This is a genomic window from Pseudomonas sp. FW305-20 (assembly GCF_058788075.1).
The window spans coordinates 1-25,199 of sequence record NZ_JBYTAJ010000053.1 but is presented as its reverse complement, the minus strand read 5'-3'; the positions used below and the strand labels follow the sequence as shown (position 1 = coordinate 25,199).

Annotated in this window: 20 protein-coding genes; 7 read left to right on the top strand and 13 right to left on the bottom strand. The window is 58.8% G+C overall.

What is annotated here, in order from left to right; translation table 11 throughout:
* Nucleotides 1–712, top strand: a 712-nt coding sequence (locus AC3WP4_RS27365; RefSeq protein WP_102650655.1) for a 4'-phosphopantetheinyl transferase family protein, incomplete at its 5' end; no start/stop codon positions are given.
* Nucleotides 713–857: 145 nt separating this feature from the next.
* Here the strand turns inward: AC3WP4_RS27365 and AC3WP4_RS27360 are convergent.
* Both AC3WP4_RS27360 and AC3WP4_RS27355 read right to left on the bottom strand, forming a co-directional pair.
* Nucleotides 858–2,468 (bottom strand): ATP-binding protein, encoded by a 1,611-nt coding sequence (locus AC3WP4_RS27360; RefSeq protein WP_074879160.1) that lies wholly within the window; start codon nucleotides 2,466–2,468, stop codon nucleotides 858–860.
* The gene (locus tag AC3WP4_RS27355) at nucleotides 2,465–3,178 is read right to left on the bottom strand and encodes a response regulator (RefSeq protein ID WP_074879161.1); all 714 of its coding nucleotides are present in this window, start codon (nucleotides 3,176–3,178) and stop codon (nucleotides 2,465–2,467) included. The genes AC3WP4_RS27360 and AC3WP4_RS27355 overlap by 4 nt, the downstream gene beginning before the upstream one ends.
* Nucleotides 3,179–3,917: 739 nt before the next feature.
* Between AC3WP4_RS27355 and AC3WP4_RS27350 the strand changes: the two genes are divergently transcribed.
* Nucleotides 3,918–6,812 (top strand): ribonucleoside-diphosphate reductase subunit alpha, encoded by a 2,895-nt coding sequence (locus AC3WP4_RS27350; RefSeq protein ID WP_102616609.1) that lies wholly within the window; start codon nucleotides 3,918–3,920, stop codon nucleotides 6,810–6,812.
* 282 nt (nucleotides 6,813–7,094) lie between these two features.
* On the opposite strand, the gene flgE is transcribed toward AC3WP4_RS27350, so the two are convergent.
* From flgE to AC3WP4_RS27320, 6 genes are all read right to left on the bottom strand, one after another.
* On the bottom strand, nucleotides 7,095–8,405 hold the full coding sequence (flgE, locus tag AC3WP4_RS27345; protein WP_102616610.1) for a flagellar hook protein FlgE: 1,311 nt from the start codon (nucleotides 8,403–8,405) through the stop codon (nucleotides 7,095–7,097).
* Nucleotides 8,406–8,436: 31 nt separating this feature from the next.
* Nucleotides 8,437–9,159, bottom strand: a complete 723-nt coding sequence (flgD, locus tag AC3WP4_RS27340; protein WP_074879167.1) for a flagellar hook assembly protein FlgD — start codon at nucleotides 9,157–9,159, stop codon at nucleotides 8,437–8,439.
* Between the two features lie 15 nt (nucleotides 9,160–9,174).
* Nucleotides 9,175–9,618: a flagellar basal body rod protein FlgC gene (flgC, locus tag AC3WP4_RS27335; RefSeq protein WP_074879168.1), complete on the bottom strand. Its 444-nt coding sequence runs from the start codon at nucleotides 9,616–9,618 to the stop codon at nucleotides 9,175–9,177.
* A gap of 3 nt (nucleotides 9,619–9,621) precedes the next feature.
* Nucleotides 9,622–10,029, bottom strand: coding sequence for a flagellar basal body rod protein FlgB (gene flgB, locus AC3WP4_RS27330; RefSeq protein WP_008147960.1), 408 nt, complete (start codon nucleotides 10,027–10,029; stop codon nucleotides 9,622–9,624).
* Nucleotides 10,030–10,300: 271 nt separating this feature from the next.
* Nucleotides 10,301–11,128 (bottom strand): protein-glutamate O-methyltransferase CheR, encoded by an 828-nt coding sequence (gene cheR, locus AC3WP4_RS27325; RefSeq protein WP_074879171.1) that lies wholly within the window; start codon nucleotides 11,126–11,128, stop codon nucleotides 10,301–10,303.
* A 46-nt stretch (nucleotides 11,129–11,174) separates the two neighbouring features.
* On the bottom strand, nucleotides 11,175–12,107 hold the full coding sequence (locus tag AC3WP4_RS27320) for a chemotaxis protein CheV (RefSeq protein ID WP_074879173.1): 933 nt from the start codon (nucleotides 12,105–12,107) through the stop codon (nucleotides 11,175–11,177).
* 82 nt (nucleotides 12,108–12,189) lie between these two features.
* Between AC3WP4_RS27320 and flgA the strand changes: the two genes are divergently transcribed.
* From flgA to AC3WP4_RS27300, 4 genes are all read left to right on the top strand, one after another.
* Nucleotides 12,190–12,951, top strand: a complete 762-nt coding sequence (gene flgA, locus AC3WP4_RS27315; RefSeq protein WP_102616611.1) for a flagellar basal body P-ring formation chaperone FlgA — start codon at nucleotides 12,190–12,192, stop codon at nucleotides 12,949–12,951.
* A gap of 168 nt (nucleotides 12,952–13,119) precedes the next feature.
* Nucleotides 13,120–13,446: a flagellar biosynthesis anti-sigma factor FlgM gene (gene flgM, locus AC3WP4_RS27310; protein ID WP_074879177.1), complete on the top strand. Its 327-nt coding sequence runs from the start codon at nucleotides 13,120–13,122 to the stop codon at nucleotides 13,444–13,446.
* Nucleotides 13,447–13,494: 48 nt separating this feature from the next.
* Nucleotides 13,495–13,962, top strand: coding sequence for a flagella synthesis protein FlgN (locus AC3WP4_RS27305; RefSeq protein ID WP_074879179.1), 468 nt, complete (start codon nucleotides 13,495–13,497; stop codon nucleotides 13,960–13,962).
* Nucleotides 13,963–14,054: 92 nt separating this feature from the next.
* Nucleotides 14,055–14,801, top strand: a complete 747-nt coding sequence (locus AC3WP4_RS27300) for a flagellar brake protein (RefSeq protein ID WP_074879181.1) — start codon at nucleotides 14,055–14,057, stop codon at nucleotides 14,799–14,801.
* A gap of 72 nt (nucleotides 14,802–14,873) precedes the next feature.
* Here the strand turns inward: AC3WP4_RS27300 and AC3WP4_RS27295 are convergent, their stop codons facing one another.
* From AC3WP4_RS27295 to AC3WP4_RS27280, 4 genes are all read right to left on the bottom strand, one after another.
* Nucleotides 14,874–16,244: an MFS transporter gene (locus AC3WP4_RS27295; RefSeq protein ID WP_102616612.1), complete on the bottom strand. Its 1,371-nt coding sequence runs from the start codon at nucleotides 16,242–16,244 to the stop codon at nucleotides 14,874–14,876.
* A gap of 71 nt (nucleotides 16,245–16,315) precedes the next feature.
* Nucleotides 16,316–17,557, bottom strand: a complete 1,242-nt coding sequence (locus tag AC3WP4_RS27290) for a glutamine synthetase family protein (RefSeq protein ID WP_173860505.1) — start codon at nucleotides 17,555–17,557, stop codon at nucleotides 16,316–16,318.
* 201 nt (nucleotides 17,558–17,758) lie between these two features.
* Entirely contained in the window at nucleotides 17,759–18,451 is a 693-nt protein-coding gene (locus AC3WP4_RS27285) for a sensor histidine kinase (protein ID WP_102616614.1), read from the bottom strand.
* Complete coding sequence (locus tag AC3WP4_RS27280; protein WP_102616615.1) at nucleotides 18,448–20,052, bottom strand: tetratricopeptide repeat-containing response regulator; 1,605 nt, start codon at nucleotides 20,050–20,052, stop codon at nucleotides 18,448–18,450. The genes AC3WP4_RS27285 and AC3WP4_RS27280 overlap by 4 nt, the downstream gene beginning before the upstream one ends.
* 245 nt (nucleotides 20,053–20,297) lie before the next feature.
* On the opposite strand from AC3WP4_RS27280, the gene AC3WP4_RS27275 reads away from it, so the two are divergent.
* On the top strand, nucleotides 20,298–24,434 hold the full coding sequence (locus AC3WP4_RS27275) for a CheR family methyltransferase (RefSeq protein ID WP_102616616.1): 4,137 nt from the start codon (nucleotides 20,298–20,300) through the stop codon (nucleotides 24,432–24,434).
* A gap of 7 nt (nucleotides 24,435–24,441) precedes the next feature.
* On the opposite strand, the gene AC3WP4_RS27270 is transcribed toward AC3WP4_RS27275, so the two are convergent.
* Entirely contained in the window at nucleotides 24,442–24,981 is a 540-nt protein-coding gene (locus tag AC3WP4_RS27270) for a hypothetical protein (RefSeq protein ID WP_074879194.1), read from the bottom strand.
* Nucleotides 24,982–25,199: the final 218 nt, after the last annotated feature.

The window sequence follows — 25,199 nt, the reverse complement described above, 5'->3', positions numbered from 1 at the left end:
CGCCCTCCCCGTCTGCTGCACCCCACTCGATGCCCATTGGCCGCTGCCGTTTGCGCTGCCCGATACGGTGCTGTTGAGCACTCACTTCGATACCTCGCAACTGGCCAGCGATGATTTCCAGCGCAGCGCCATCGAGCCGCCGCCCGCCATCCAGCGTTCGGTCGCCAAGCGTCAGGCAGAGTTCCTCGCCGGGCGGGTTTGCGCTCGGGCGGCGTTGCAACAGTTGGAAGGGCTGAACTTCATCCCGGCTATCGGCGAAGACCGGGCACCGGTGTGGCCGACGCACATCACCGGTTCGATCACCCACAGCACCGGCCGGGCCTCGGCGATTGTCGCGAAGAAAACCCACTGGCGCGGCCTGGGGATGGACCTGGAAAACCTGCTCAACCCTGAACGGGCCGAGCGGCTGGCCGGGGAAATCCTCACCCCGCCCGAGTTGCACCGCATGACCGCAGGCCGTCGCGACCAGTTGGCGATGCTGGTCACCCTGACGTTTTCGGTAAAGGAAAGCCTGTTCAAGGCGCTGTATCCGATCGTTCAGCAGCGCTTCTATTTCGAGCACGCTGAAGTGTTGGAGTGGACCGAAAGCGGTGAAGTGCGGCTGCGGTTGCTGACTGATTTGTCCAGCGAGTGGCGTAACGGCACGGAGCTGGATGCGCAGTTTGGGGTGGTGGATGGGCAGTTGTTGAGTCTGGTCAGCATCAAGGCCTGAGGATCTGGTAGTGGTCATGCGGGCCTCATCGCGAGCAGGCTCACTCCCACAGTTGATCTCTGTTGTTCACACATTCGGTGTTCACAGGAGATCCAATGTGGGAGCGAGCCCGCTCGCGATGAGGCCAGAACAGACACCAACAATCTCACCGCTTCTCCTGATTGCGCGGCCAACTCAAACTGAAACACGCCCCGCCCAGGCTTTTACTCTTGCTGATCAACGCCCGGCCATCATGCCAATGGATGATTCGCCGCACGATGGACAACCCCAACCCATGCCCACCGGAGGCGCGGGTACGGCTGTCGTCGAGGCGCAGGAATGGCGTGAAGATTTTCTCCCAGGCCGTTTCCGGCACGCCCGGTCCGTCATCCTCGACGTCCACTCGACAGCGCTGCTGCCCGACCTGATAGCTGACGGTCACCCGCGATTGAGCGTGGCGCATGGCGTTGCTCACCAGGTTCTGCAACGCCCGGTGCAGGTAACGCGGCTCGGCCTCGACCCAGGCATCATCATTGTCCGCGGCGGACAAACACAAACCGCGCTGCACCGTGACCTCGGCGCGTAACGGCGCCAGTTCTTCGATCACCTGATTGACCAACGCATCCAGATCGATCCGCTGAAAATTCAGTGCCGGTGAACCCTGCTCCAGTCGTGCGTAGGTGAGCATCTCGTCCACCAGTCGATCGAGATCCTCGATGTCGTGGTCCATGCCTTCACAATATTTTTCCAACGCCTGGGGCGTGGTCGCCGAGCCGATCATTTCCAGGCCAAAACGCAACCGCGCCACGGGTGTGCGCAGCTCATGAGACACGGCACGCACCAGCTCACGCTGGATCGCCAGCAATTGCTGCAAGTGTTCGGCCATGCCGTTGAACGCCGAAGCCAGCCGTCCCACCGAGTCCGCGCCGCGTGTTGGCACGCGGGTTTCCAGGCTGCCCTTGGCGATGCGCGTGGCGGCCGCTTCCAGGCCACGCAAACGGCGTTCAAGTTGGCGCACCAATAAATAGACGATCAAGCCGATCAGGCTCAAACCCAGGGCGGCGATCAGCACCAGCCACTCCGGCGGATAAGGATTCATCTGATACAACGGGCCGATTTCCAGCACCCACGGCGTCCCCACCATGCCGGCAAACACCCGGATCGAATCGCCGCCCTTGCCCAGCGCCATCACCGTGTCGCCCTCAGACACCCGGCGACTCTGGTCTTCGTCCATGTCCGCCTGTTCGATCTTCACCAGCCGCAAGTCGAAACCAAAGCCTTTGTCGCGCTTCAATTGCGCCAGGCGCTCGGGCTGCTCGGCCACCGGGTAGCGCACCAGTTCATCGGCCAGCAGGTAAATAGTGGCCCGGGCCAGTTGTTCGCTGATCTGCTGGACTTCGCCAGTCAGCACCAACTGTTCCTTGTCGCTGACCAACCGGTAAACCTTCGCCGCGTGCGGACCGGTCTGTTCCACCAGCGCCTGACCGCGCAGCACGCGGGTGCGCTGGGTCATGTCGAGGTCGGTTTGGGCAAAGGTCTTCAGCGCCAGAGGAATCCCCAACAACCGCTCCCACACCAGCAAGGCACGGTGGCGCTCGGTTTCGTTCATCGGGTTCAGATTGTCGGCCATCAGCGAGAACGTGCCGTGGGCCAGGCGTTCGCGGTATTGCTCGCCGCGCACCTGGTTAAGCAGGTGCAAGGCCAGCACGCCGAGCACCGCCACCAGAATCAGCGCCGCGCACATGCCACCGTAAATGCGCAGGAAGATCGAGTTCACAGCGTGCAGGCTTCCGGAACGAACAGATAACCTTTGCTGCGGATGGTCTTGATCAGCCGCGGATGCTCCGGGTCATCGCCGATTTTTGGGCGAATGCGCGAGATGCGCACGTCGATGGAACGGTCCTGGCCGTCATAGCCAATGCCGCGCAGCGCGGTGAAAATCTCTTCCCGGGACAGGATGCGCCCGGCGTTGGCCACCAACAGCCAGAGCAGGTCGAACTCGGCGCTGGTCAGTTCGATGCCGTTGTCGTTCAGCCAGGCTTCGCGCAATGCGTTGTCGACCACCAGGGGGCCGAACTGCAGACGCCGTTGTTTTTCCGGCGCCACTTCAGGGGCTTCACTGCGTCGCAACAAGGCCTGGATGCGCGCCAGCAACAGACGGGGGCGAACCGGTTTGCACACGTAGTCGTCGGCGCCCAGGTCCAGGCCAAGTATCTGATCGGTGTCGTCGGTGCGGGCGGTGAGCATCAGGATCGGGCCGTCATACTTGTCGCGGACCTTGCGGCAGATGCTCAGGCCATCCTCGCCCGGCAACATCAGGTCGAGGATCACCAGGTCCGGTTTCTCCTTGATGATCCGTGCCGCGGCCAAGGCGCCGTTGCCCTCGATCGATACGCGCAGACCATTGGCTTCCAGGTAGTCGCGGGTCAGTTCGGCCAGACGCTGGTCGTCCTCGACAATCAATACCTGCCAGGCTTCTTGCTCCACGGTGACCTCTGCTTGCCAACAACACTTTATAAGGAAGGATCCGCCCGTCTTTTTGTAATGATTGGGGAGGATAAGAATGCATCTGCATGAGCCGATTGTATAAACGCCGCTCGCCAAGAACACAAGCCGGTAAATGCGTTCGGACAACGCAGTTTTTTGTGATAGGGTTCGCGCCCTTAAAAAGCCGAGCGACTGTTTTCAATCGGTGAAAATCAGTGAAAAACGGTCCGCTCCAGCTAGGTCGCGGCCTACACGCCCGTTCCACCTTTCACACACAATTTACGCACAGGTTTATCCACAGGTAGTACGTTGCAACACCCCCAAAAACGCATTATCTTGTACCCCGTCGCCAAAAAAACCCTACATGTAGGGTTTTTGCATAAAAACCAAACACAAATCAGACACCGGTTTCAAGCGCTTTTATTGCCTCTTTCCGGTTGAACCAAACGTATTTTCGAAAGACCAAGCCGCGTGTGCGGATGGCTACTGTTTTTGAGCCGAAAACGGCGTTAACGGTACGGGTGTTGCAGTCGATTACTGTCACCCAAAAGGATCCCGGTTCCAGGTTCAAGCCCTGGGACCAAAGACTTCGGCATGGAAGCGGCGCCCCAATAGCCCCTTCCTGATCTGTCCCGAAGTTGGTATGCCCGGCCCCTCGCCGGTTGTAGTGCTTCAGGACGGAACGGTGGGCACCCAAATGGTGCCCAAACAAACATAGAGAATGTGGAGACAACCCCCCATGCAAACCGACACAACTCGCGAGAACCCGCAGGGCACCTTGCCGCAGGCCGCAGATTCGACTTCGGATCTGTCCGCCACCGCGCCTGGCCAACTGCGTGTGATCAAGCGTAACGGCACTGTCGTTCCTTACACCGATGACAAGATCACCGTCGCCATCACCAAAGCGTTTCTCGCAGTTGAGGGCGGCACCGCTGCCGCTTCGTCGCGAATCCATGACACCGTTGCCCGTCTGACCGAACAAGTCACCGCGACCTTCAAGCGTCGCATGCCCTCGGGCGGCACGATCCACATCGAAGAAATCCAGGACCAGGTCGAACTGGCCCTGATGCGTGCCGGCGAGCAGAAAGTAGCCCGCGACTACGTGATCTACCGTGACGGTCGTTCGAAAGAACGCGCCGCCCACGCACCGGCCGAAGAAGCAGTCAACGCTCACCCGTCGATCCGCATCACCCGCGCCGATGGCACCTTTGCTCCTCTGGACATGGGCCGCCTGAACACCATCGTCACCGAAGCGTGCGAAGGCCTGGAAGAAGTCGACGGCGACCTGATCCAGCGCGAAACCCTGAAAAACCTGTACGACGGCGTGGCCCTGACCGACGTCAACACCGCGTTGGTGATGACCGCCCGTACGCTGGTCGAGCGTGAGCCGAACTACTCGTTCGTGACCGCCCGCCTGCTGATGGACACCCTGCGTGCCGAAGGCCTGAATTTCCTTGGCGTCGCCGAGAGCGCGACCCATCACGAAATGGTCGACCTGTATGCCAAGGCCCTGCCTGCCTACATCGCCAAGGGCATCGAATTCGAATTGCTGAACCCGGTCCTCGCTACCTTCGACCTGGAAAAACTCGGCAAGGCAATCAATCACGAGCGCGATCAGCAGTTCACGTACCTGGGCCTGCAAACCCTGTACGACCGTTACTTCATCCACAAGGACGGGATCCGCTTCGAACTGCCGCAAATCTTCTTCATGCGCGTGGCCATGGGCCTGGCGATCGAAGAGAAGAACAAAGAAGACCGTGCGATCGAGTTCTACAACCTGTTGTCGTCCTTCGACTACATGTCGTCGACCCCGACCCTGTTCAACGCCGGCACCCTGCGTCCACAGCTGTCGAGCTGCTACCTGACCACCGTGCCGGATGACCTGTCGGGCATCTACCACGCGATCCACGACAACGCCATGTTGTCGAAATTCGCGGGCGGCCTGGGCAACGACTGGACTCCGGTTCGTGCACTGGGTTCTTACATCAAGGGCACCAACGGCAAATCCCAGGGCGTTGTTCCGTTCCTGAAAGTGGTGAACGACACCGCCGTCGCCGTTAACCAGGGTGGCAAGCGCAAAGGCGCTGTGTGTGCCTACCTGGAAACCTGGCACATGGACATCGAAGAGTTCATCGAATTGCGCAAGAACACCGGTGATGATCGTCGTCGTACCCACGACATGAACACCGCCAACTGGATTCCTGACCTGTTCATGAAGCGCGTCTTCGATGACGGCAAGTGGACCCTGTTCTCGCCGTCCGAAGTGCCGGACCTGCACGACCTGACCGGCAAGGCGTTCGAAGAGCGTTACGAGTACTACGAAGCCCTGTCCGAGTACCCGGGCAAGATCAAGCTGTTCAAGACCATCCAGGCCAAAGACCTGTGGCGCAAAATGCTGTCCATGCTGTTTGAAACCGGCCACCCATGGCTGACCTTCAAAGACCCGTGCAACCTGCGCAGCCCGCAGCAGCACGTGGGCGTGGTTCACAGCTCGAACCTGTGCACCGAGATCACCTTGAACACCAACAAGGACGAGATCGCCGTTTGCAACCTGGGCTCGATCAACCTGCCGAACCACATCACCAACGGCAAGCTGGACACCGCCAAGCTGGAACGCACCGTGAACACCGCCGTTCGCATGCTCGATAACGTTATCGACATCAACTACTACTCGGTGCCACAAGCGAAGAACTCCAACTTCAAGCACCGTCCGGTCGGTCTGGGCATCATGGGCTTCCAGGACGCTTTGTACCTGCAGCACATTCCTTACGGTTCCGACGCTGCCGTCGAGTTCGCCGACAAGTCGATGGAAGCGGTCAGCTACTACGCGATCCAGGCGTCCTGCGACCTGGCCGACGAGCGCGGCGCCTACGAGACGTTCCAGGGTTCGCTGTGGTCCAAAGGCATCCTGCCGCTGGATTCGCAACAGATCCTGATCGAGCAACGTGGCCAGAAGTACATCGACGTTGACCTGAACGAATCCCTGGACTGGGCGCCGGTTCGTGCCCGCGTTCAGAAAGGCATTCGTAACTCCAACATCATGGCCATCGCACCGACCGCGACCATCGCCAACATCACTGGCGTATCGCAGTCGATCGAACCGACCTACCAGAACCTCTACGTGAAATCGAACCTGTCGGGCGAATTCACCGTGATCAACCCGTACCTGGTTCGTGACCTGAAGGCTCGCGGTCTGTGGGACTCGGTCATGATCAACGACCTGAAGTACTACGACGGTTCGGTGCAGCAGATCGAGCGCATCCCGCAAGAACTCAAAGAGCTCTACGCGACGGCCTTCGAAGTGGACACCAAGTGGATCGTTGACGCGGCAAGCCGTCGTCAGAAGTGGATCGACCAGGCTCAATCGCTGAACCTGTACATCGCTGGCGCATCGGGCAAGAAGCTGGACGTGACCTACCGCATGGCCTGGTACCGTGGTCTGAAAACCACTTACTACCTCCGTGCCCTGGCCGCGACCAGCACCGAGAAATCGACCATCAACACCGGCAAGCTGAACGCTGTTTCCAGCGGCGGCAACCACGCTGAAGATTCGGTCCTGGCAGCCCCTGCCGGCCCTGCTCCAGTGCCGAAGGCTTGCGCCATCGACGAGCCGGATTGCGAAGCTTGCCAATGATGCCGATAAGCGCTGAAAGGCGCTGACCTCGACAACCCCCGATCGGTCCTCTGGATTGGTCGGGGGTTTTCTTTTGCCTGGAGGAATGTGGTGACTGTGTTGACGCCATCGCGAGCAGGCTCACTCCTACAGGGCCGAGTTGGCTCGGAGGAATGCGATCTACTGTGGGAGCCTGCTCGCGATGAGGCCAGCACAGATAACCAGGATGCCTGCGTCAGGGACAAATCCCGGTCATAAAAAAACCCCTCTTGCGAGGGGTTCTTTATGCAGCGCTATCCAGCATCAGGTCATCTGAATGATGGTCTGCATGATGGTGCTCTGAGTCGAGATGGTCTTGGCGTTCGCCTGGTAGTTGCTCTGCGCCTTGATCAGGTCGACCAGTTCATTGGTCAGGTTGACGTTGGACTCTTCCAGGGAGTTGGAGTGAATCTCGCCCAAGGTACCGGTGTTCGGCGCATCGTAGCCCGGGATACCCGACGCATAGGTTTCTTTCCAACTGGTGCCGCCTACCGGTTGCAAACCTTGTTCGTTGGTGAAGCTGGCGAGCGAGATCTGGCCGATGGGCTTGGTCTGGCTGTTGCTGAAGTTGGCCAGCATGACACCGCTGGCGTCGATGGTCAGGTTGGTGATCTGGCCGGTGGCGTAGCCGTTCTGCGAAGGAATCGAACGCGCGGTGTCAGCGTTGTACTGCGTGGTTTTGTCCATGGAGACCGTAACGACGCCGGAGGCAGCGCCGTTGGCTGTCCACACGCCATTGGTCACGTTACCCGGAACCCAGCCGGTGACTTTCAAGTCAGGGCTGACAATCGGCGCAGGGGTGGCTGGAGTGGTGACGGAAACCAGATTGCCTGAAGAATTGAACGCCATGGTCGAAGCGACAGGAGGCGTAAGAGGATCGGTAGGGTCGCTACCATCCGGGTTGCGACCCTCGATCAGGGTGTAGGTCTTCCAGGTGTTGTCACCCGTCTTGACCATGTACTGATCCATGACGTGCTTGTTACCCTGGGTATCGTAAATCGGGGTACTGAACTGCTTGGTGAAGGACGCTTCCTTGGACGGGTCAAACGGATTGGTCGTCTGGTTGATGATGGGAGCGGTGGAGTTCAGGTTGATCGTCGACGAAACCGTGGAGGTGTTTTTTGGCGCCAGGTTCGACGTATCGATGCGCAGGTCAGTCAAAACGCCGTTGAGGATTTTGCCATTGGCATCCACGCCATAACCCTGCAGACGCGCAGAGCCATCGCTATTGGTGACGTAACCGTCCTTGTCGACCTTGAACGTACCGGCACGGGTGTAGGACATCGAACCGTTCTCGCTCAGCACGAAGAAGCCGGAACCGTTGATGCCCATGTCCAGCACGTTGCCGGTGTTGTTGACGTCGCCCTGGGTGAACTGCTGGGAAACGTTGGCCAGGCGCACGCCGTTACCGATGGTTTTGCTGCCGGAACCCAGCTTGGTGGCCGAGTAAACGTCTTCGAATTCCGCACGGGACGATTTGAAACCGGTGGTCGCGACGTTGGCGATGTTGTTGCCGGTCACGTCCAGTTGTTTGTTGGCTGCATAGAGACCGCTAAGGCCGATATTGAAAGACATATTCCACTCCTTTGTGCCGTGTTAGTCGGCTCTACATACCAATAGTTTGTACTTTGGACAGGGCGATGCTGCCGGCCCCGGCCAGGTTGAGCATCAACTCACCGCCGGTCTGGCTGATCGTCACGCTGTTGACCGTTGCCGGCAGGTACGTCACCAGCGAGGTCGCCTTGCCGTCGTAGGTCGCCGTAGCGCCGAAGGTATAGGTACCCGCCTTGGCCACTTCGCCTGCGTCGTTTTTGCCATCCCAGATGAAACTGGAAGTGCCGGCCTTCTGGCTGCCCAGGTCGATGGTGCGGACAACCTTGCCATCGGCATCGGTGATCTTGACCTTGAGCGGGTCCACCGACGCCGGTACGGCAATGGTGCCGCTGAAACTCTTGGAGGTATCGACCACCGACTTGTCGCTCGGGGCAATCACCGAACGACCGACCAGCGACGACGCCTGCAACGCCTGGGACGAGTTGTAATTGCTCGCCAGGCCACTGACGGTGTCGTTGAGTGTGGTGATGCCTTCCAGGCTACTGAACTGGGCCAACTGGGCGACGAACTCGCCGTTGTCCTGCGGTTCCAGCGGGTTCTGGTTTTTCAGTTGCGTTACCAGCAACTGCAGGAACGCGTCCTTGCCCAGGGCCTTTTTGCCGGTGGCGCTGTTCGTTGCCGCCGCCAGGCCGTCGGCGCTGGTGTTGGTCTTGATCGAGGAGTTGGCCAGGATGTCCTTGAGGCTCAAACTACTGGTGGTATCAGTAACACTCATCTGAGTCGCCCCTTATCACTGACCGAGGGTCAGGACCTTCTGCATCATGGTTTTGGCGGTGTTCATCATTTCCGCGTTGGTCTGGAACGAACGACTCGCGGAAATCATGTCAGCCATTTCCTCCACCACGTTGACGTTCGGGTAGTAGACGTAGCCCTTGGCGTCGGCCGCCGGATGGTTCGGCTCGTAGCGCGCATCAAGATTGCTCTGGTCTTCGACCACGCCCAGCACTTGCACGCCTTGACCGGCGGCGTCCTGGTTCTGGAACAGCGAGTCGCTACCGCCGCTCTGGCCGCCCTGGAACATGGTGGCGAATACCGGGTGCCGTGCACGGTAGGTCTGGTCGATGCTCGACGAGACGGTCTCGGCGTTGGCGATGTTACTGGCGACGGTGTTCAAGCGAGTGGTCTGGGCACTCATGCCGCTACCGGCAATGTTGAAAACACTGGCTAGGGACATGACTTACTCTCCACGAAGGGCTGACACCAGCCCTTTGAATTTGCTGTTGAGCAGGGTGAAGCTGGCCTGGAAGTTGACCGCGTTTTCCGCGTAGTTCGATTGTTCCAGCTGAGCGTCCACGGTGTTCTGGTCGATCGACGGTTGCATCGGCGTGCGATACATCAGCGACTCGTCGCCATTGCCCAGGCCTTCGGCTTCGATATGACGGCTGTTAGTCATGTTCAAGGCGAAAGATCCACTCTTGGTCTTCTCGTTCTGTGCGGCGAGCACTTTGGAGAAATCCAGATCCCGAGCCTTGTAGTTCGGGGTGTCGGCGTTGGCGATGTTGTTGGCCAGGACTTCGGCACGCTGGGCGCGGAAGCCCAGGGCTTGTTCGTGGATACCGAGCGCTTTATCGAAGCTGATGCTCATGTCGGAAACCTTTGGGTGACCTGATTTTTCGTAACAGGGACATAGCAAGCGTCGTGCCAATTAAAAAAAGCCCATAAACCGGGGCTTTGCGGGCCGTGGCCATGCGGCAATGCCAGAAAAGCGGCAACCGATTTCCGCCGCCTGCCGCTTTTCTGCCGCTTTCCCATGGCCAAGCCCGCTCCCACAGGGGATAGATGTGATGCCGGAAATATTGCAGGCAAAAAAAAACGGGAGCCCCTGAGGACTCCCGTTTTTTGATGACGCCAACGAATCACTTCGCCTGGTAAATGATCCCCGGGCTGCACTGGACCATCTGGTAATGATCCGGCAAACCGTTCAGCGCCTCGGACGCGCCGAGGAACAGATAACCGCCCGGCTTCAACGTGCTGTGAATGCGCAACAGGATGTCCTTCTTCACCTCGGCGGAGAAGTAGATCAGCACGTTGCGGCAGAACACGATGTCAAACTTGCCCAGCGCTGCGTAGCTGTCCAGCAGGTTGAACGAGCGAAACTCCACCCGGCTCTTGATCGGAGCCTTGATGGCCCAGCGCCCCGGCCCTTTCGGGTCGAAGTAACGTTGAAGGCGCTCGGGCGACAGGCCGCGGCCAATGGCCAGGCTGTCGTACTCGCCGGTCTTGCAGTTGGTCAGCATGGTACCGGACAGGTCGGTGGCAACGATCTGCACGCCCATCTTCAACTGGCCCATGTTCACGCGCTCGAACTCATCGATCGACATCGACAGCGAATACGGTTCCTGACCCGACGAACAGGCCGCCGACCAGATCCGCAGACGCTGGCCAGGGGCGGCCTTGATCGCCGCGGGCAGCACCTTGTTCTTCAAGACTTCAAACGGATAGGTGTCACGAAACCACAGGGTTTCGTTGGTGGTCATGGCATCCACCACCATCTCGCGCAAACCGCTGCGCGGCTGGGTCTGGATGCGCTGGACCAGCTCACCGAGGGACTTGATGCCTTGCTGTTCCATCAGTTTGTTGAGACGGCTCGAGACCAGGTATTGCTTGTTTTCACCAAGCAAAATGCCACAGGCTTTTTCCAGGAAGACCCGGAACTGTTCGAAATCCAAATTACCCGTAGACAAAGATGCCGCCTCTTAAATCGTATTAACCGTTAGGGGCAAAAGGCCCCTAGCTGATGTCTGCTGCCTTGATCCGGTTGACTACCCGGGATGCCAGGTCATCAGGACGGAATTTGGCAAGGAAGTCATCGGCACCGACCTTCTTGACCATCGCCTGATTGAATACACCGGACAACGAAGTATGCAGGATGATGTGAAGCTTTTGCATGCGAGGGTCGTTGCGGATCTCGGCCGTGAGGGTGTACCCGTCCATCTCCGGCATCTCGATGTCGGAAATCATCATCAGGAACTCTTCTTCCGGCTTCTTGCCCTCGTCGACCAGCTTGCGCAGGTAATCCAGCGCTTGCCGACCGTCGTTCAACGCCACCACTTCGACACCGACCGTCTGCAGGCAACGGGTCACCTGCTTGCGCGCCACCGACGAGTCATCGACCGTCAGCACTCGCAAAGAGAGCGCCTTGTGCTGGGTTTCGACATCCACTACGCCGACGGAAATCGCTTCCGGTGTCGGCGCCACTTCTGCCAGCACTTTCTCGACGTCGATGATTTCGACTAACTGATTGTCGACCCGAGTCACAGCTGTCAGGTAATGATCGCGTCCCGTGCCCTTGGGTGGCGGATGAATCTCCTCCCAGTTCATGTTGACGATGCGTTCCACTGACCGCACCAGGAAACCCTGGGTCTTGGTGTTGTACTCCGTGATGATCACGAAGGGATTGCTTTGATCTTTCAACGCACCGGAGCCGGTCGCCATCGCCAGATCAAGAATCGGAATGGTCGCCCCCCGAATACTTGCCACACCGCACACGACAGGACTGGATTTTGGCATCAGCGTCAGTTTGGGGCATTGCAGCACCTCCCGAACCTTGAACACGTTGATCCCATACAGCTGCTGGCCGTCGAGACGGAACAACAACAGCTCAAGGCGATTCTGCCCTACCAGTTGCGTGCGCTGGTTTACCGCATCCATTACCCCAGCCATGCACAGACTCCTACACCAACGCTTAAGTGTGTTGCGACGCGCATTCATCACTAAACGGCACGGCGCTTGCTTTTTAACTCTTATGAACACAGAACCGACATTTTTCCGACGCCTGACATCAAACGCCCGCAAATTGCTTTGCGCGGTGTCGGCCGTCTGCCTGTTCAACGCTGGCTGCCCTGCCCTTGCTGACGCGGTTACCTTGCCTGACATGCTTATCGGCGTCACCCAGGGCTTTCTTGAATTCACCGTAGAAGACTATCTGGCCACCAGTCAATCGGAAGGCCGCTACGAGATCGAGGTCAAGCAGCTCGATCCACGGCTGCGCATGCCCATGTGCGACAAGGAATTGACAGCGTCCCTGGAGAGCCCGGCCACGCCGCTGGGCCGGGTTACGGTCAAGGTTCGCTGCGAAGGCGCGTCGCCCTGGACAGTCTTCGTACCCGCTCAAGTGCGCCTGTTTCGTGACATTGTGACCACCACCCGCCCGCTACGACGCGCCGGTATCGTCGAGCCTCAGGATGTGACCCTGCGCGAGCGTGACATCAGCCTGATCAGCCAGGGCTACCTGACTTCCGTCGATCAGGCGATCGGGCAGAAACTTACCCGACCAATGGTCGCCGACCAGGTCATGACCCTGGTGCACATGGAACAGGCAGAAGTCATCAGCAAGGGCGACCAGGTGGTGATTACCGCCCGCAGTGGCACGTTGAGCGTGCGCATGCCGGGTGAAGCACTGTCCAACGGCGGCTTGCGCGAACAGATCCGGGTGAAAAACCTCAACTCCCAGCGGGTCATCAAGGCGCAAGTCATCGCGCCCGGCCAGGTGGAAGTAGCGATGTAGAGGACTCTGTGTTTGTGAAGAAGTGGCGCGCCACTCGACTGTTCCCTAGACTGTGCCCTATGCAGGGCAAGCGCTGACGCGCGCAAGCTCATTGATAATTGGGCCTAAAGTTTTCCCGGGTATGGCCGAAAACATGGCAAGCGTCCAAATACCCAGAGGTTTTTTGTCATGGTCATCGATTTCAGCCGTTTAAACAGTTCCTCGTCACTTACCGGTAGTACGCGTACCAGCGCCGCGAAGGAAACTGCCGAAGCCGGCAAGCCCGCACCGCTGAATACCCCGGCCGAACAGGCCAGTACCGTCAAAAGCGGGGAATCGGTACATTTCAGCAATGAGGCTCAACAGTTGCAGAAGGTCACTGACAAGCTGCGCGATCAGCCTGCCGTCGACAACGCCCGCGTGGCCGAGTTGAAAGCAGCGATTGCCGATGGCAGCTACAAAGTCGACAGCAACCGTGTAGCCAGCAAACTGCTCAACTTCGAAGCCCAGCGCTAGGCCAAGGCCTGCGCCAGGCTTTTGGACGCTTAAAACCCAAGGCCAGCCATGCACGACACTAACTTACTGCAACTGATCACCGACGATTTCGCTCCGGCACAGCACTTGCTGGAGTTACTGCAAACCGAGTCCCTCGCCTTGCACGGTCGCGACATGCCTCTGCTCGAAGAGATTCTGGCGCAGAAACAGGCATTGATCATTTTGCTCGATCAGCATGGCCGCAAGCGCAGTGAAATCCTCGCCAGCCTCAACCTGCCGACCAATCGCGATGGCCTGGAGCAACTTGCCAGCCATTCGAGCATTGGCGATCAGTTGCTCGAACAGAGCGATGTATTGACCGATCTTCTGGCTCAGTGCCAGGCGGCCAACGTCAAGAATGGCCAGTCGATCCTGGTGCAACAGGCCGCGACGGCCAATCAGCTGAAAATCCTCAACGGCGGCGAGCCGCCAGCGCTCTACGATGCGCGCGGATCAACCTCCATGCTTGCGAAGCCACGTCCGCTCAGCCAGGCATGAGCCTGCTGAAAGCGCGCACTATCAAGACGCGCAAACTGCTGGCAATATGCTGGCCAGCCGTAGTCATATTTTTGCCTGGAGATCGATGAACCGTGTTCAATGCCTTAAGCGCGGACGATGCTCCGCAGCCACCCAAGGTGCTCACCACGCCGTTGGAAATCTCCGGCACCCTGCGCCAGCTGCAAGACAGCCATGATCCGCTGATCATCACGTTCCATGAGCGCAGCCAGCGCTTCCAGAGTTATCTGGTGGACATTGACCGTGACAGCAACATGATTGCCCTGGACGAAATGATTCCCCGCGATGGTGAACGCTTCCTGCTCGCCGGCGAACCGTTCAAAGTCGAAGGCTTTCACGACGGCGTGCGCATTGCCTGGGAAAGCAACGGCCCGTTGACCATCGACGAATCCGGTGGCGGTCGCTGCTACCGTGGCGCCCTGCCCGCCGAGGTGGTTTACCACCAGCGTCGCAATGCATTCCGCGCAGCATTGAAGCTGGCACAACTGGTCAACGTCGATCTGGGCGGTGAAAAGCTCAAGTCGCCGATCAGCGGCAAGCTCCTGGATATTTCTGCCACCGGCTGCAAGTTGCGCTTCGAAGGCGACATCACCGATAGCCTGCAACTGGGTCAGGTCTATGACCGCTTCATCGCCGCCCTGCCCTTTGGCAACATGACGGCCCCCGTCGAGCTGCGTTACCTGCACTTCGAAGAAAGGATCTCCACCACCTTCGCTGGCGTGCGCTTTCACAACATGAGCGGGCTGGTACAGCGGCAAGTCGAACGGTTCGTCTATCAGCTGCAACGCGAAGCTCGGCGCTTCGACAAAGACGACATGTAATAAGACGCTTCAATAGAAAACGGGCAGTCCCTTGCGGTGACTGCCCGTTTTTTTATGCGTTGTTTTTATGCGTTATGGCCTTGCCTCGGTAAAACTTTGCTCGCGAGATGTATCTGAGTCTTCTTGCGGCGGATCGGTTTCGGGCTCGGATTCAGGTACCGGGTCCGGCTCAGGGTTGATCGGGTTCTGCATCTGCTCCTGAACCACCTGCTCATCGACCCGCGGGTCAAGGCAAGCCACCAACGGCGAACTCGACATACTGTCCGGCATGGCAACGTGATGCAGCGGCGCATCGTCCACCACATGCAGGTTGGTTACCGCTTTCGGACGAATTCGCCACACCAGCACCAACGCGAAGAAACTGAAGAAGGCATAGAGCATGTGGCTGCCGAACAGCTTCATCAGCACCCCGGCCACCAGCGGTCCGATACTGGCGCCGACGCCGTAGGTCACCAACAGCATCGCCGTCAGGGACACACGGCGATCGCCCTCGACGTGGTCATTGGAGAACGCCACCGCCAACGGATACAGGCAGAACATCACCAGCGAACAGAAGAACCCGGTGATAAACAAAATCTCCAGCGGTACCTGTTGCATGATGGCCAGCGGCAGCGCGGTAAGCGCCAGGGCCAAGGCAAAACAGCGGATCAACAGCGCCCGGTCATAACGGTCGGACAGCCAGCCCAAAGGCCATTGCACCAGCAAGCCCGCAAAAATGCAGCTACCCATGAACAGACCGACCTGCTCCGTGGACAACCCCTGCTGTGAGGCATACAACGGTGCCAGACCGTAGAACGAACCGATGATCAGCCCTGCCCCCAGCACCGTGCTCAACGACTGCGGCACGCGCTTGATGAAGAACCGCGGCTCCATCGGTGCCGGGTGCAACGGCGCCGGGTGAATCCGCCGGGTCAGGGCCACCGGCACCAGACACAGCGCGAAGCACAAGGCGACCAGCATCAGCAACTCAAGGCCCAGGGCCGGGTGCATGACCAGAATCAATTGACCCAGCACCAGCCCCAGGTACGAGGCGATCATGTAGCCGCTGAACACCGTCCCGCGCTGCGAGGCTTCAGCCTGCTCATTGAGCCAGCTTTCGATGACCATGTATTGGCACATCATGCCGAGGCCGACGATGACCCGCAGGAAGATCCAGGCCGGCAACCAGTCCACCAGGCCATGCCCCAGCACCGCCGCACCGACAATCCCGGCGCAGGCCGAATAGGCGCGAATATGCCCGACCCGGGCAATCAGCCGGTGGCCGATCTTGCCACCCAGCACCAGGCCGCAATAGTTGGCGGCCATCAACGCACCGACCCACAGGCTGTCGACCTTGTCGGCAGCCAGGCGCAAGGCCAGGTAAGTGCTCAACAGGCCAGAGCCGATCAACATCATCAGCGAGGCAAAATAAAGCGCTCGAAAGGGTTTCCAGATTTGGCGCATCGGCGTTCCGAGCGGCTCCTTGCAGTGAATTTCAGGCTACCGACAAACGATAGCCTGATGTCGACGGATCGTCAGGCCTGGGCCGCTAAAACACGCCGTTCCCAGGGAGTAATTTCATCAAGGAAGCTGGTCAATTCCATGGTCTTCGAGGCGATGTAGCCTTCGATGAACTCCTTGCCAAACAGTTCCATCGCCAATTGGCTACGTTTCAGACGTTCAAGAGCGGCATGCAAGGTACACGGCAACGAAAGATTGTCCGGTACTTCAAATTCGCCCTGGATCGGCTCGCTCGGCTCCAGTTTGTGCTCAATGCCATACAACCCTGCGGCAAGGCTGGCGGCGATCGCCAGGTAAGGATTTGCATCAGCCCCCGGCAAGCGGTTCTCGACCCGACGAGCGGCGGACAAACTCGCCGGAATACGCAATCCCGCCGCCCGGTTATCGTGGGACCAGCAGGCATTATTCGGTGATGCGAAGGGATGGCACAAGCGCTGATACGAGTTCACGTTCGGTGCGAACAACGCAGTGAAATCCGCCATGCCGGCCTGCAGACCCGCGATGAAATGACGGAAGGTCGCCGTCGGCTCACCCGCCTTGTCGCTGAACACGTTTCGCCCGCTGCCGATCTCGATGATGCTCTGGTGAATATGCATCGAACTGCCCGGCGTGTGCGCCAGCGGCTTGGCCATGCAAACCACGGTCAGGCCATGCTTGAGCGCGACTTCTTTAAGCAGATGTTTGAACAGCAGTGTCTGGTCGGCGAGCAGCAATGGGTCGCCGTGCAGCAAGTTGATTTCGAACTGGCTGACGCCCATCTCGTGCATGAAGGTATCGCGCGGCAAGCCCAGGGCCGCCATGCAGGCGTAGACCTCACTGAAGAACGGCCGCAAACCATTATTGGAACTGATACTGAACGCCGAATGACCTTCCTCGCGACGACCATCCAGGCCCAGCGGCGGCTGGAACGGTTGAGTCGGGTCGGTGTTGGGCGCGAAGACAAAAAATTCCAGCTCGGTCGCCACCACCGGCGCCAGGCCGAGGGCCGTGTAACGCGCGATCACGGCTTTGAGTTGGCCGCGGGTCGACAGAGACGAGCTTTCGCCGGTCAGCTCGTGCGCATCGCAAATAGCCAAGGCTCGCGGTTGCTGGCTCCACGGCAAGCGATGGATCTGTGCAGGGTCGGGCACCAGCGCCAGGTCGCCATCATCGCTGCCGTAAAAGCGCGCTGGCGGATATCCGCCCATGATGCATTGCAGCAGCACGCCCCGCGCCATCTGCAAACGCCGCCCCTCGAGAAAGCCTTCGGCAGTCATTACCTTGCCACGGGGTACGCCATTCAAATCCGGCGTGACACATTCAATCTCATCAATGCCCGTCAATCGCTGTGCGAGTGAACGATGGCCATCGGTCGTCATGACGCAATCCTTTGTTGTTGTGCGAGCCGCGAACGGCGACCCGAACAAAATAGGCTCCGCCTGTTCGGAATATCAAGCAGCGGCCAACAAAAAGACTCGTCAGGGGAGGTAAAGGCTGAACACCCCGCCGCCCAACGAGCCGCCATTGCTGATTTCGGTGCGACCGCCCACGCCGTTGCGCTGATGAAGTGCCGCAATCCGCCCGGCAAAGTACAGGCCCAGGCCAGTGCTTCCGCTGCTGTGGTTGATGCCCTGCACGTAATCGGCCTGACGCTCGATCATCTCGGCTGGATAACCCTCGCCATCGTCGTTGACGGTCAGCACCAATTGCCCGGCTTCATCGCTGACGCTGATCAACACTGCATGGCGGGCGTAACGGATGGCGTTGTTGATGCTGTTGCCCAGCACCGAAGCGATCAGCTCCCGGTCGAAGAAACCCAGAGGGCTCAGTGGGTCCACATCATAGGTCGCGATGATGCCGCGGCTGGCGAACACGTCCTGGTGGCAGGCCAATTGCGCTTCGATGAAGTCATCCAGTTCATGGTAGGCCGGTTGCAACGGCATCTGGTTGACGCCGAGTTTGTACAGCCCCAGCAACTGCACGAGCATGCCATTGAGGTGTGCGAACTCGAATTCGATCACGCCCTGCTCCGGGGTGTGCTGTTGCGGATCCGGCAAACGCGCCAGCCATTGGCTGTGGGCCTGCATCAGCATCGCCAGGGAGTTCTTCATGTCGTGCACGGTGGAGGCAATCACCGTGGAAAAATCGAGTGCCTGTTCGCTGTTGTTCATTCGCCAAACGCCTTGCTTCGCAACTTCTGATAACGGGGGAAACGCGCATCCGTGTCCGGCATCAGGCCGACCATTTTCAGGCACGTCCGACATTCCTCCAGCTCCGCCGAAGGGACACTGGTGTCGGTGCCGTGCAGCAGCGACTGCGCCATGTTCAGCGCGATGCTGATGTTCTTCGGTTGCAGCGCCAGGGCTTTGCGGAACACCTGCCGCGCCTCCACCAGGTTGCCGGTCTTGTACACCCGCACGCCCTGACGGTTGAGGTCGGCTGCGGCGTTGCCGGAGTTGAGGATGGTCGGATCGTCGGTCAACTTGGCGATGCCCTTCATCACCGTCGGGTCGTCGCCGTAGATTTCCGCGCAGTTTTTCAGCATCGAGGCACCGGCGCTGGCTTGGCCAAGCATCTGCAGCTGCTTGGCCACCAGCAGCGCCGCTTCGGCGCTCATGAACTGTTCCATGCCATCGAGGCGCATCATCGCTTGCTCGGTGAGCTTCTCGGCGGTTTCGGCATCGTTGAGCAGCAGGCTGGTGGCTTTCATCAATCGCGCACGAATCTGCAGGCCCGGGTCGGAAGGGTTTTCCTTGGCCACGGCACTCAGCGTCGTGTTGATTTCCAGTCGGGTCCGGGTATCCAGACCTTTTTCGCTGCCTTTACTGATCAAGGCATGGGCCAGGCCAAGGTTGCTCTCCGCATCCTTGAAACGTGACTGCGCGCCCTGCGCCACGGCCTGACGATAGGCTTTGGAGGCGGTTTCAAAATCTTCGTTGGTCATCGCCAACTTGCCCAGCAGCGCCTGCCGGCGCACCGCCAGCGGCGACAAGCGGATCGCCTCTTCCAGCACACGCTGGGCAGCCTTGGTGTCGCCTTCGGCGACCAGCACATCGGCCATGCCATCGTAGAGCGCCGGCATCATCGGGAACACTTTCAGGGCTTTTTCGTAGACGCCTTTGGCCTGAGCGACCTGACCACGCTTGAACAGCAATTTACCCAGGCCGGCAAAGGCCCACGGCAACGGTCGATCGGCAATGATGCTGTCGTAGAGTCGCTCCAGCGCCTCGTTCTGATTCAGGTCACGCAACGCATCGGCGCGGTAGCGCAGGCACAACGGCGAATAGCGGATGTCTTGCTTGCACAGGGCGATGCAGGCATTGAGCACTTCAACCGGCTTGCCCCGGTCAAGGGCCTGCAGAATCGGCTTGAGCAAGGTCTTGCGTTGCTCCAGTCGCTCCAGGCGTTGAGCCAGGCCGGAACGGTTGAACGGCTTGGTCAGGTACGCATCGGGTTCGTGTTCCAACGCACTGAGCACCATTGCCTGACTGGTCTCGGCGGTGACCATGACGAACACGGCCTCATGGCTGATCAGCTTCTCGATCATCAGGTCCTCGAGCACCTGCTGGCCGTTCTTCTTGCCATCGCCCAGGTGAAAGTCCTGCAGGATGAAATCGTAGGCCTTCTGCGAACACATGCGCAGCGCCTGTTCACCGCTGTCGGCGGTGTCGACATCCTTGACGCCCAGCTCGCGCAGCATGGACCTGACGGAACTGCGGAAATCCGAGAAATCATCGACGATCAAAAAGCGCTTTTGGTGATACGACAGCATCGAAGATTTCCAGGCAATTTAAGAATAAGACCATGATTGTTCGGGTTATCGGCCAGAACTGGCATTCACTTGAAGTAACGGGAGTGCAATCGCTCATTTGGCGGTCAAAGAGTTTATGAGCGCCTCCCATGGCGAGCTAAATATTTGAAGGTGTTATTGAAAAACGGGATTATCCTGACTTATTGAACTGCGCTTCCTGTCGCTTGCAATTAACACGCTCTACGTCGTAGCCAAAGGCCAAAGTCATGACCACCAAACCCAAGCGCCCGGAGACCACTTCCGAGCGAAAGGCCCGGATCCCCAGCACCCTGGACTTTCCAGTGGTGGGCATCGGTGCGTCGGCAGGCGGGCTGCAAGCGATCAAATTGTTCTTTGAAAACATGCCTCAAGACAATGGCATGGCGTTCGTGATCATTCTCCATTTATCGCCCGATCACCAGAGCATCGCTGACAAGATCATCCAGGAATCGACCAAGATGCCGGTTCTGCAAGTGACCGAAACGGTGGTCATCGAGAAAAACCGGGTGTACGTCATTTCACCGGCGCAACGGCTGGCAATGAACGATGGCTTTCTGGAGGTCAGCGCGGCAGACCCACGCGAAGGTCGCCACGCGTCCATTGATCTGTTTTTCCGCGACCTGGCCGATGTGCACCGCGAGCGCGCCTTCTGTGTGGTGTTGTCGGGTACAGGCTCCGACGGCGCGGTTGGCTTGTCACGGATCAAGGAACAAGGTGGCATCACATTGGCTCAGGCACCGGAAGACGCCGAATTCGATGGCATGCCTTGCGCCGCCATCGAAACCCGCATGGTTGATCTGGTGCTGCCCGTGGTGGAAATGCCGCAAAAACTGCTGGAGCTATGGCGCAACTCCAGGGAAATAACTTTACCCATCGCCGACGATCCAGAACTGCAAAACGTTGCTACGGTGTCCGAGCGTGACGCGGCTCTTGCAGAACAGGTGCTGCGCGACATCCTGATCCAGTTGCGTACGGGTACCGGTCATGACTTCAAACACTACAAACGCGCCACCGTGTTGCGCCGGATCGAACGCCGCATGCAGGTCACCGGCCAGCCCGACCTGACCGCCTATTACCAGTATCTGCAACACAATCCCGAAGAAACCAAGGCACTGCTGGGCGACATGCTGATCGGGGTGACCAACTTCTTCCGTGACAGAGAGGCTTTCGAAGCCCTGGAGCGGGATGTCGTGCCGCAACTGGTCAGCGCCGCCGTGTCCGCACACCCCGAGAAAGAAGAAATCCGGGTCTGGTCCGCGGGTTGCTCCACGGGCGAGGAAGCCTACAGCCTGGCCATGCTGCTCAATGATCAATTGCAACTTGAATCCAGCGCGGCATCGATGCAGCTATTCGCTACCGACATCGACGAACGCGCCATCAGCGTTGGTCGGGCCGGCTTGTATCCACAAGCGATCATCACCGATGTGCCACCCTCGCGGCTGCGCCACTACTTCATCAAGGAAGACGATCATTATCGGATCCGCAAGGAAATCCGCGAAAAGGTCTTGTTCGCCAAGCACAGCCTGTTGTCCGACCCGCCCTTCTCGCAGATCGACCTGATTGTTTGCCGCAACCTGCTGATCTATCTGGATCGCGAAGTGCAACGCGAAATCCTCCAGATGTTCCACTTTGCCCTGCGTCCGGGCGGTTTCCTGTTCCTCGGTTCTTCCGAAAGCGCGGACGCGTGCCACGAATTGTTCGCACCGGTGGATAAACGCAACCGGATCTTCCGCGCCAAGACCGGCACGGCCAACAGTCGGCGCACACCGACTATGCCGCGTGGAGGCTATGTGCGGACCAACACTTCCCAACAGGTCCCGCAAAGCAGCGCGCCGCGCAAACTGTCATTCGCCGATATCCATCAACGCGCCCTTGAACAGTCCGCACCACCGAGCGTGATCGTCGATGCCAACGCCGACATCCTGCACATGAGCGAGAGTGCCGGGCGTTTCCTGCGTCATGTTGGCGGCGAATTGTCGCGTAACTTGCTGACACTGATTCTTCCGGAACTGCGCCTGGAAATCCGCACCACGCTGTTCCAGGTCCAGCAGAGTGGCTTGCCGGTCAAGTCCCGCGAGGTACCGATCAAGCGTGACAAGCGCAGTTACCTGATTGATCTGGTCGCACATCCCTACAAGGATGAAGATTCGGACGGCGAATACGTCCTGGTGATTTTCGAGGAAGTCGAGGTCGACCCTGCCGAACGGGCAGCCACCACCGTGCTACAGACTGAAAGCCAGGTGCTGTCCAACCTTGAGCGCGAACTGCAACGCACCAAATTGCACCTGCAGGACACCATCGAACAATCGGAAGTCTCCAGCGAAGAGCTCAAGGCTTCCAATGAAGAAATGCAGGCCATCAACGAAGAACTGCGTTCGGCCACTGAAGAACTGGAAACCAGCAAGGAAGAACTGCAGTCGATCAACGAAGAGCTGTTGACGGTCAACTACGAACTGAAAACCAAAGTCGAAGAAACCGACAAGATCAACGACTACCTGACCAACCTGATTGCCTCCACCGACATCGCCACGGTGTTTGTCGATCGCAGCATGCGCATCAAGTGGTTCACTCCGCGTGCCACTGACATCTTCAGCATGTTACCGGTGGATACCGGGCGCTCCTTGCTCGACATTACCCATCGCCTGCATTACGAGGAAATCGTCGCAGACGCGGCGCAAGTGTTCGAATCGCTGAACATGATCGAACGCGAAGTCAGCAGCACCGACAATCGCTGGTACATCGCCCGCCTGCTGCCCTATCGTTCCAGCGAAGACCACATCGACGGCACCGTGCTGACGTTCATCGACATCACCAAACGACGGGCGGCTGAAGAAGAGTTGCGGCTGGGCGAAGAACGCATGCGCCTGGTCGCTGAAAGCACTCGTGACTACGCCATCATTACCCTCGATGAGCAGGGCGTGATCACCACCTGGAACAAAGGCGCCGAATTGATCTTCGGCTACAGCAAGGCCGAGGCCGAGGGCGCCTATTACGATTTCATTTTCTCGCCCGAAGATCGTGCGTCCGGTGTGCCTGAAAACGAATTGCTGGCGGTGCGCACCCACGGTCGCAGTGAAGATGAGCGCTGGCACGTACGCAAGGACGGCAACCGCTTCTTTTGCAGCGGCGAGGTGACCTTGCTCAGCGGCAACAACCTAAAAGGCTACGTCAAAATTGCCCGCGACTTGACCGGCCATAAACGCCAGCATGAAGAACAGAGCCAACAACTGGCCGAAACGCGCAACACCAATTACCTCAAGGATGAATTCTTCGCGGTCATGTCCCACGAACTCAAGCATCCGTTGAACCTGATTCAGCTCAATGCAGAATTGCTGCGTCGCTTGCCGGTGACCAAGTCGGTGGCGCCGGCCGCCAAGGCCGTCAACACCATCTGCGACGCCGTCAATAGCCAGGCAAGAATCATCGATGACCTGCTGGATGTCGCCCGGGTCCGAACCGGCAAACTCAAACTGAAACCCATCGCCGTCGATCTGATCAGTGTGTTGCGCGACATTCATGCCGTCGTGCTCAGCGACCGACACGACGCCACCGTCGAGCTGCACGTACCTTCCGGTGCCTTAATGGTCCATGCCGACCCGACGCGCCTGGAGCAAATCATCTGGAACCTGGTGAATAACGCGCTGAAATTCACGCCCTCCAACGGCCACGTGCAATTGATCGCCAGCCAGGCTGGAAACATGGCGCGGCTGGACGTCAAAGACAACGGTGCAGGCATCGCCCCCGAGAACCTCGATCACGTGTTTGACCTGTTCGGCCAGGCTGAAAAACAGCACATCAACCACAATCGTGAAGGGCTGGGGATCGGCCTGTCACTGGTCCGCCAACTGACCGAGGCCCAACGGGGAACGGTTGAGGTGACCTCTGCCGGGGTAGGAACAGGTTGTACCTTCACGGTTTACCTGCCCTTGGCCCATTCCAAAGATGAGCCGCAATGCCCGACTCAGATCGAAGAATCCTCTGGCAGGCTGAGCGGCTTGACGATCCTGCTGGTAGACGACTCCGCCGATGTACTGGAAACCTTGAAAATGCTGCTGGAAATGGAAGACGCGCAAGTGATTGCGTTCGACCGTCCGGTGGCGGCTTTGGATGCGGCAAAAAGCACGCGCTTCGACCTGATCATTTCTGACTTGGGCATGCCGATCATGAACGGTCACGAGCTGATGAGCGCATTGCGTCAGTTGCCGCTGGTCAAGGATGTGCCGGCCATTGCACTGACGGGTTATGGCGCTCACAGCGACATTCAAAAATCACGGCAATCGGGCTTTGACCAGCACATTGGAAAACCGGTGTCCTACGATGATCTGATCGAAACCATTGAGAATCTGCGACGCTCCCAGACCTGAGGCAGGGTCAGCGCAGATAGGCCCTTTGTACGCAGGCTCGTCGATCGATGGCTTGCCTGAGCCGCTCCTTGTGATCAGCCCAGACCTTGGGGTCGACTTTGGTTGAACGCATCAGCTCCAGCATGGCTGCCTTGGCAGCCATGTACTCCGACCACGCATCTGCGGACCTGAGTTTCAAAGACTCGCGTTCGGTCATTTCCATCCGTCGCAGGGCCAATTCCGGCTCATCGGTAATCACTGGACTCAAGGTCAACTGCACGCGATGCGGCGCAACAAACTCCTGGGTGTCCGCGACAATCTCCCTCGCCCGCTGAGCCCCCCACTTCAACGCCGTGCAGTAATGCTCCTCGGCGTGTCGGTCATGAAACTCCTCGCAAACCGCCCAACCATTGGTGCCGTAGACGCCTATAAACACCTGGATAACCCCTTCATGGCTGACACGCGTCTGCACCTCGATGTGCAGCCCATTGCTGAGTACCTCTTCATGCGTATGAAGGGGTAACTGCGTGTTAGTCCATAACCAGAATTTTGCGCCTCTTCGCCGCATCGACGTCGCCCCATGAGTTGTGTCTGGAGTAAGGCACAGCAATGTCAGACTTTCCATGTAGATCGTCGGGTGGTTAGGCCGTAGAAAGAGCAATCGATAGCTGGAGTAAAACCACTGGGCACACCGGTGTTTTTTCGAGCGCAAAACAAAACCCCTACCTGCATACGCAGATAGGGGTTTCGGAATTTAATCTTGACGATGACCTACTCTCACATGGG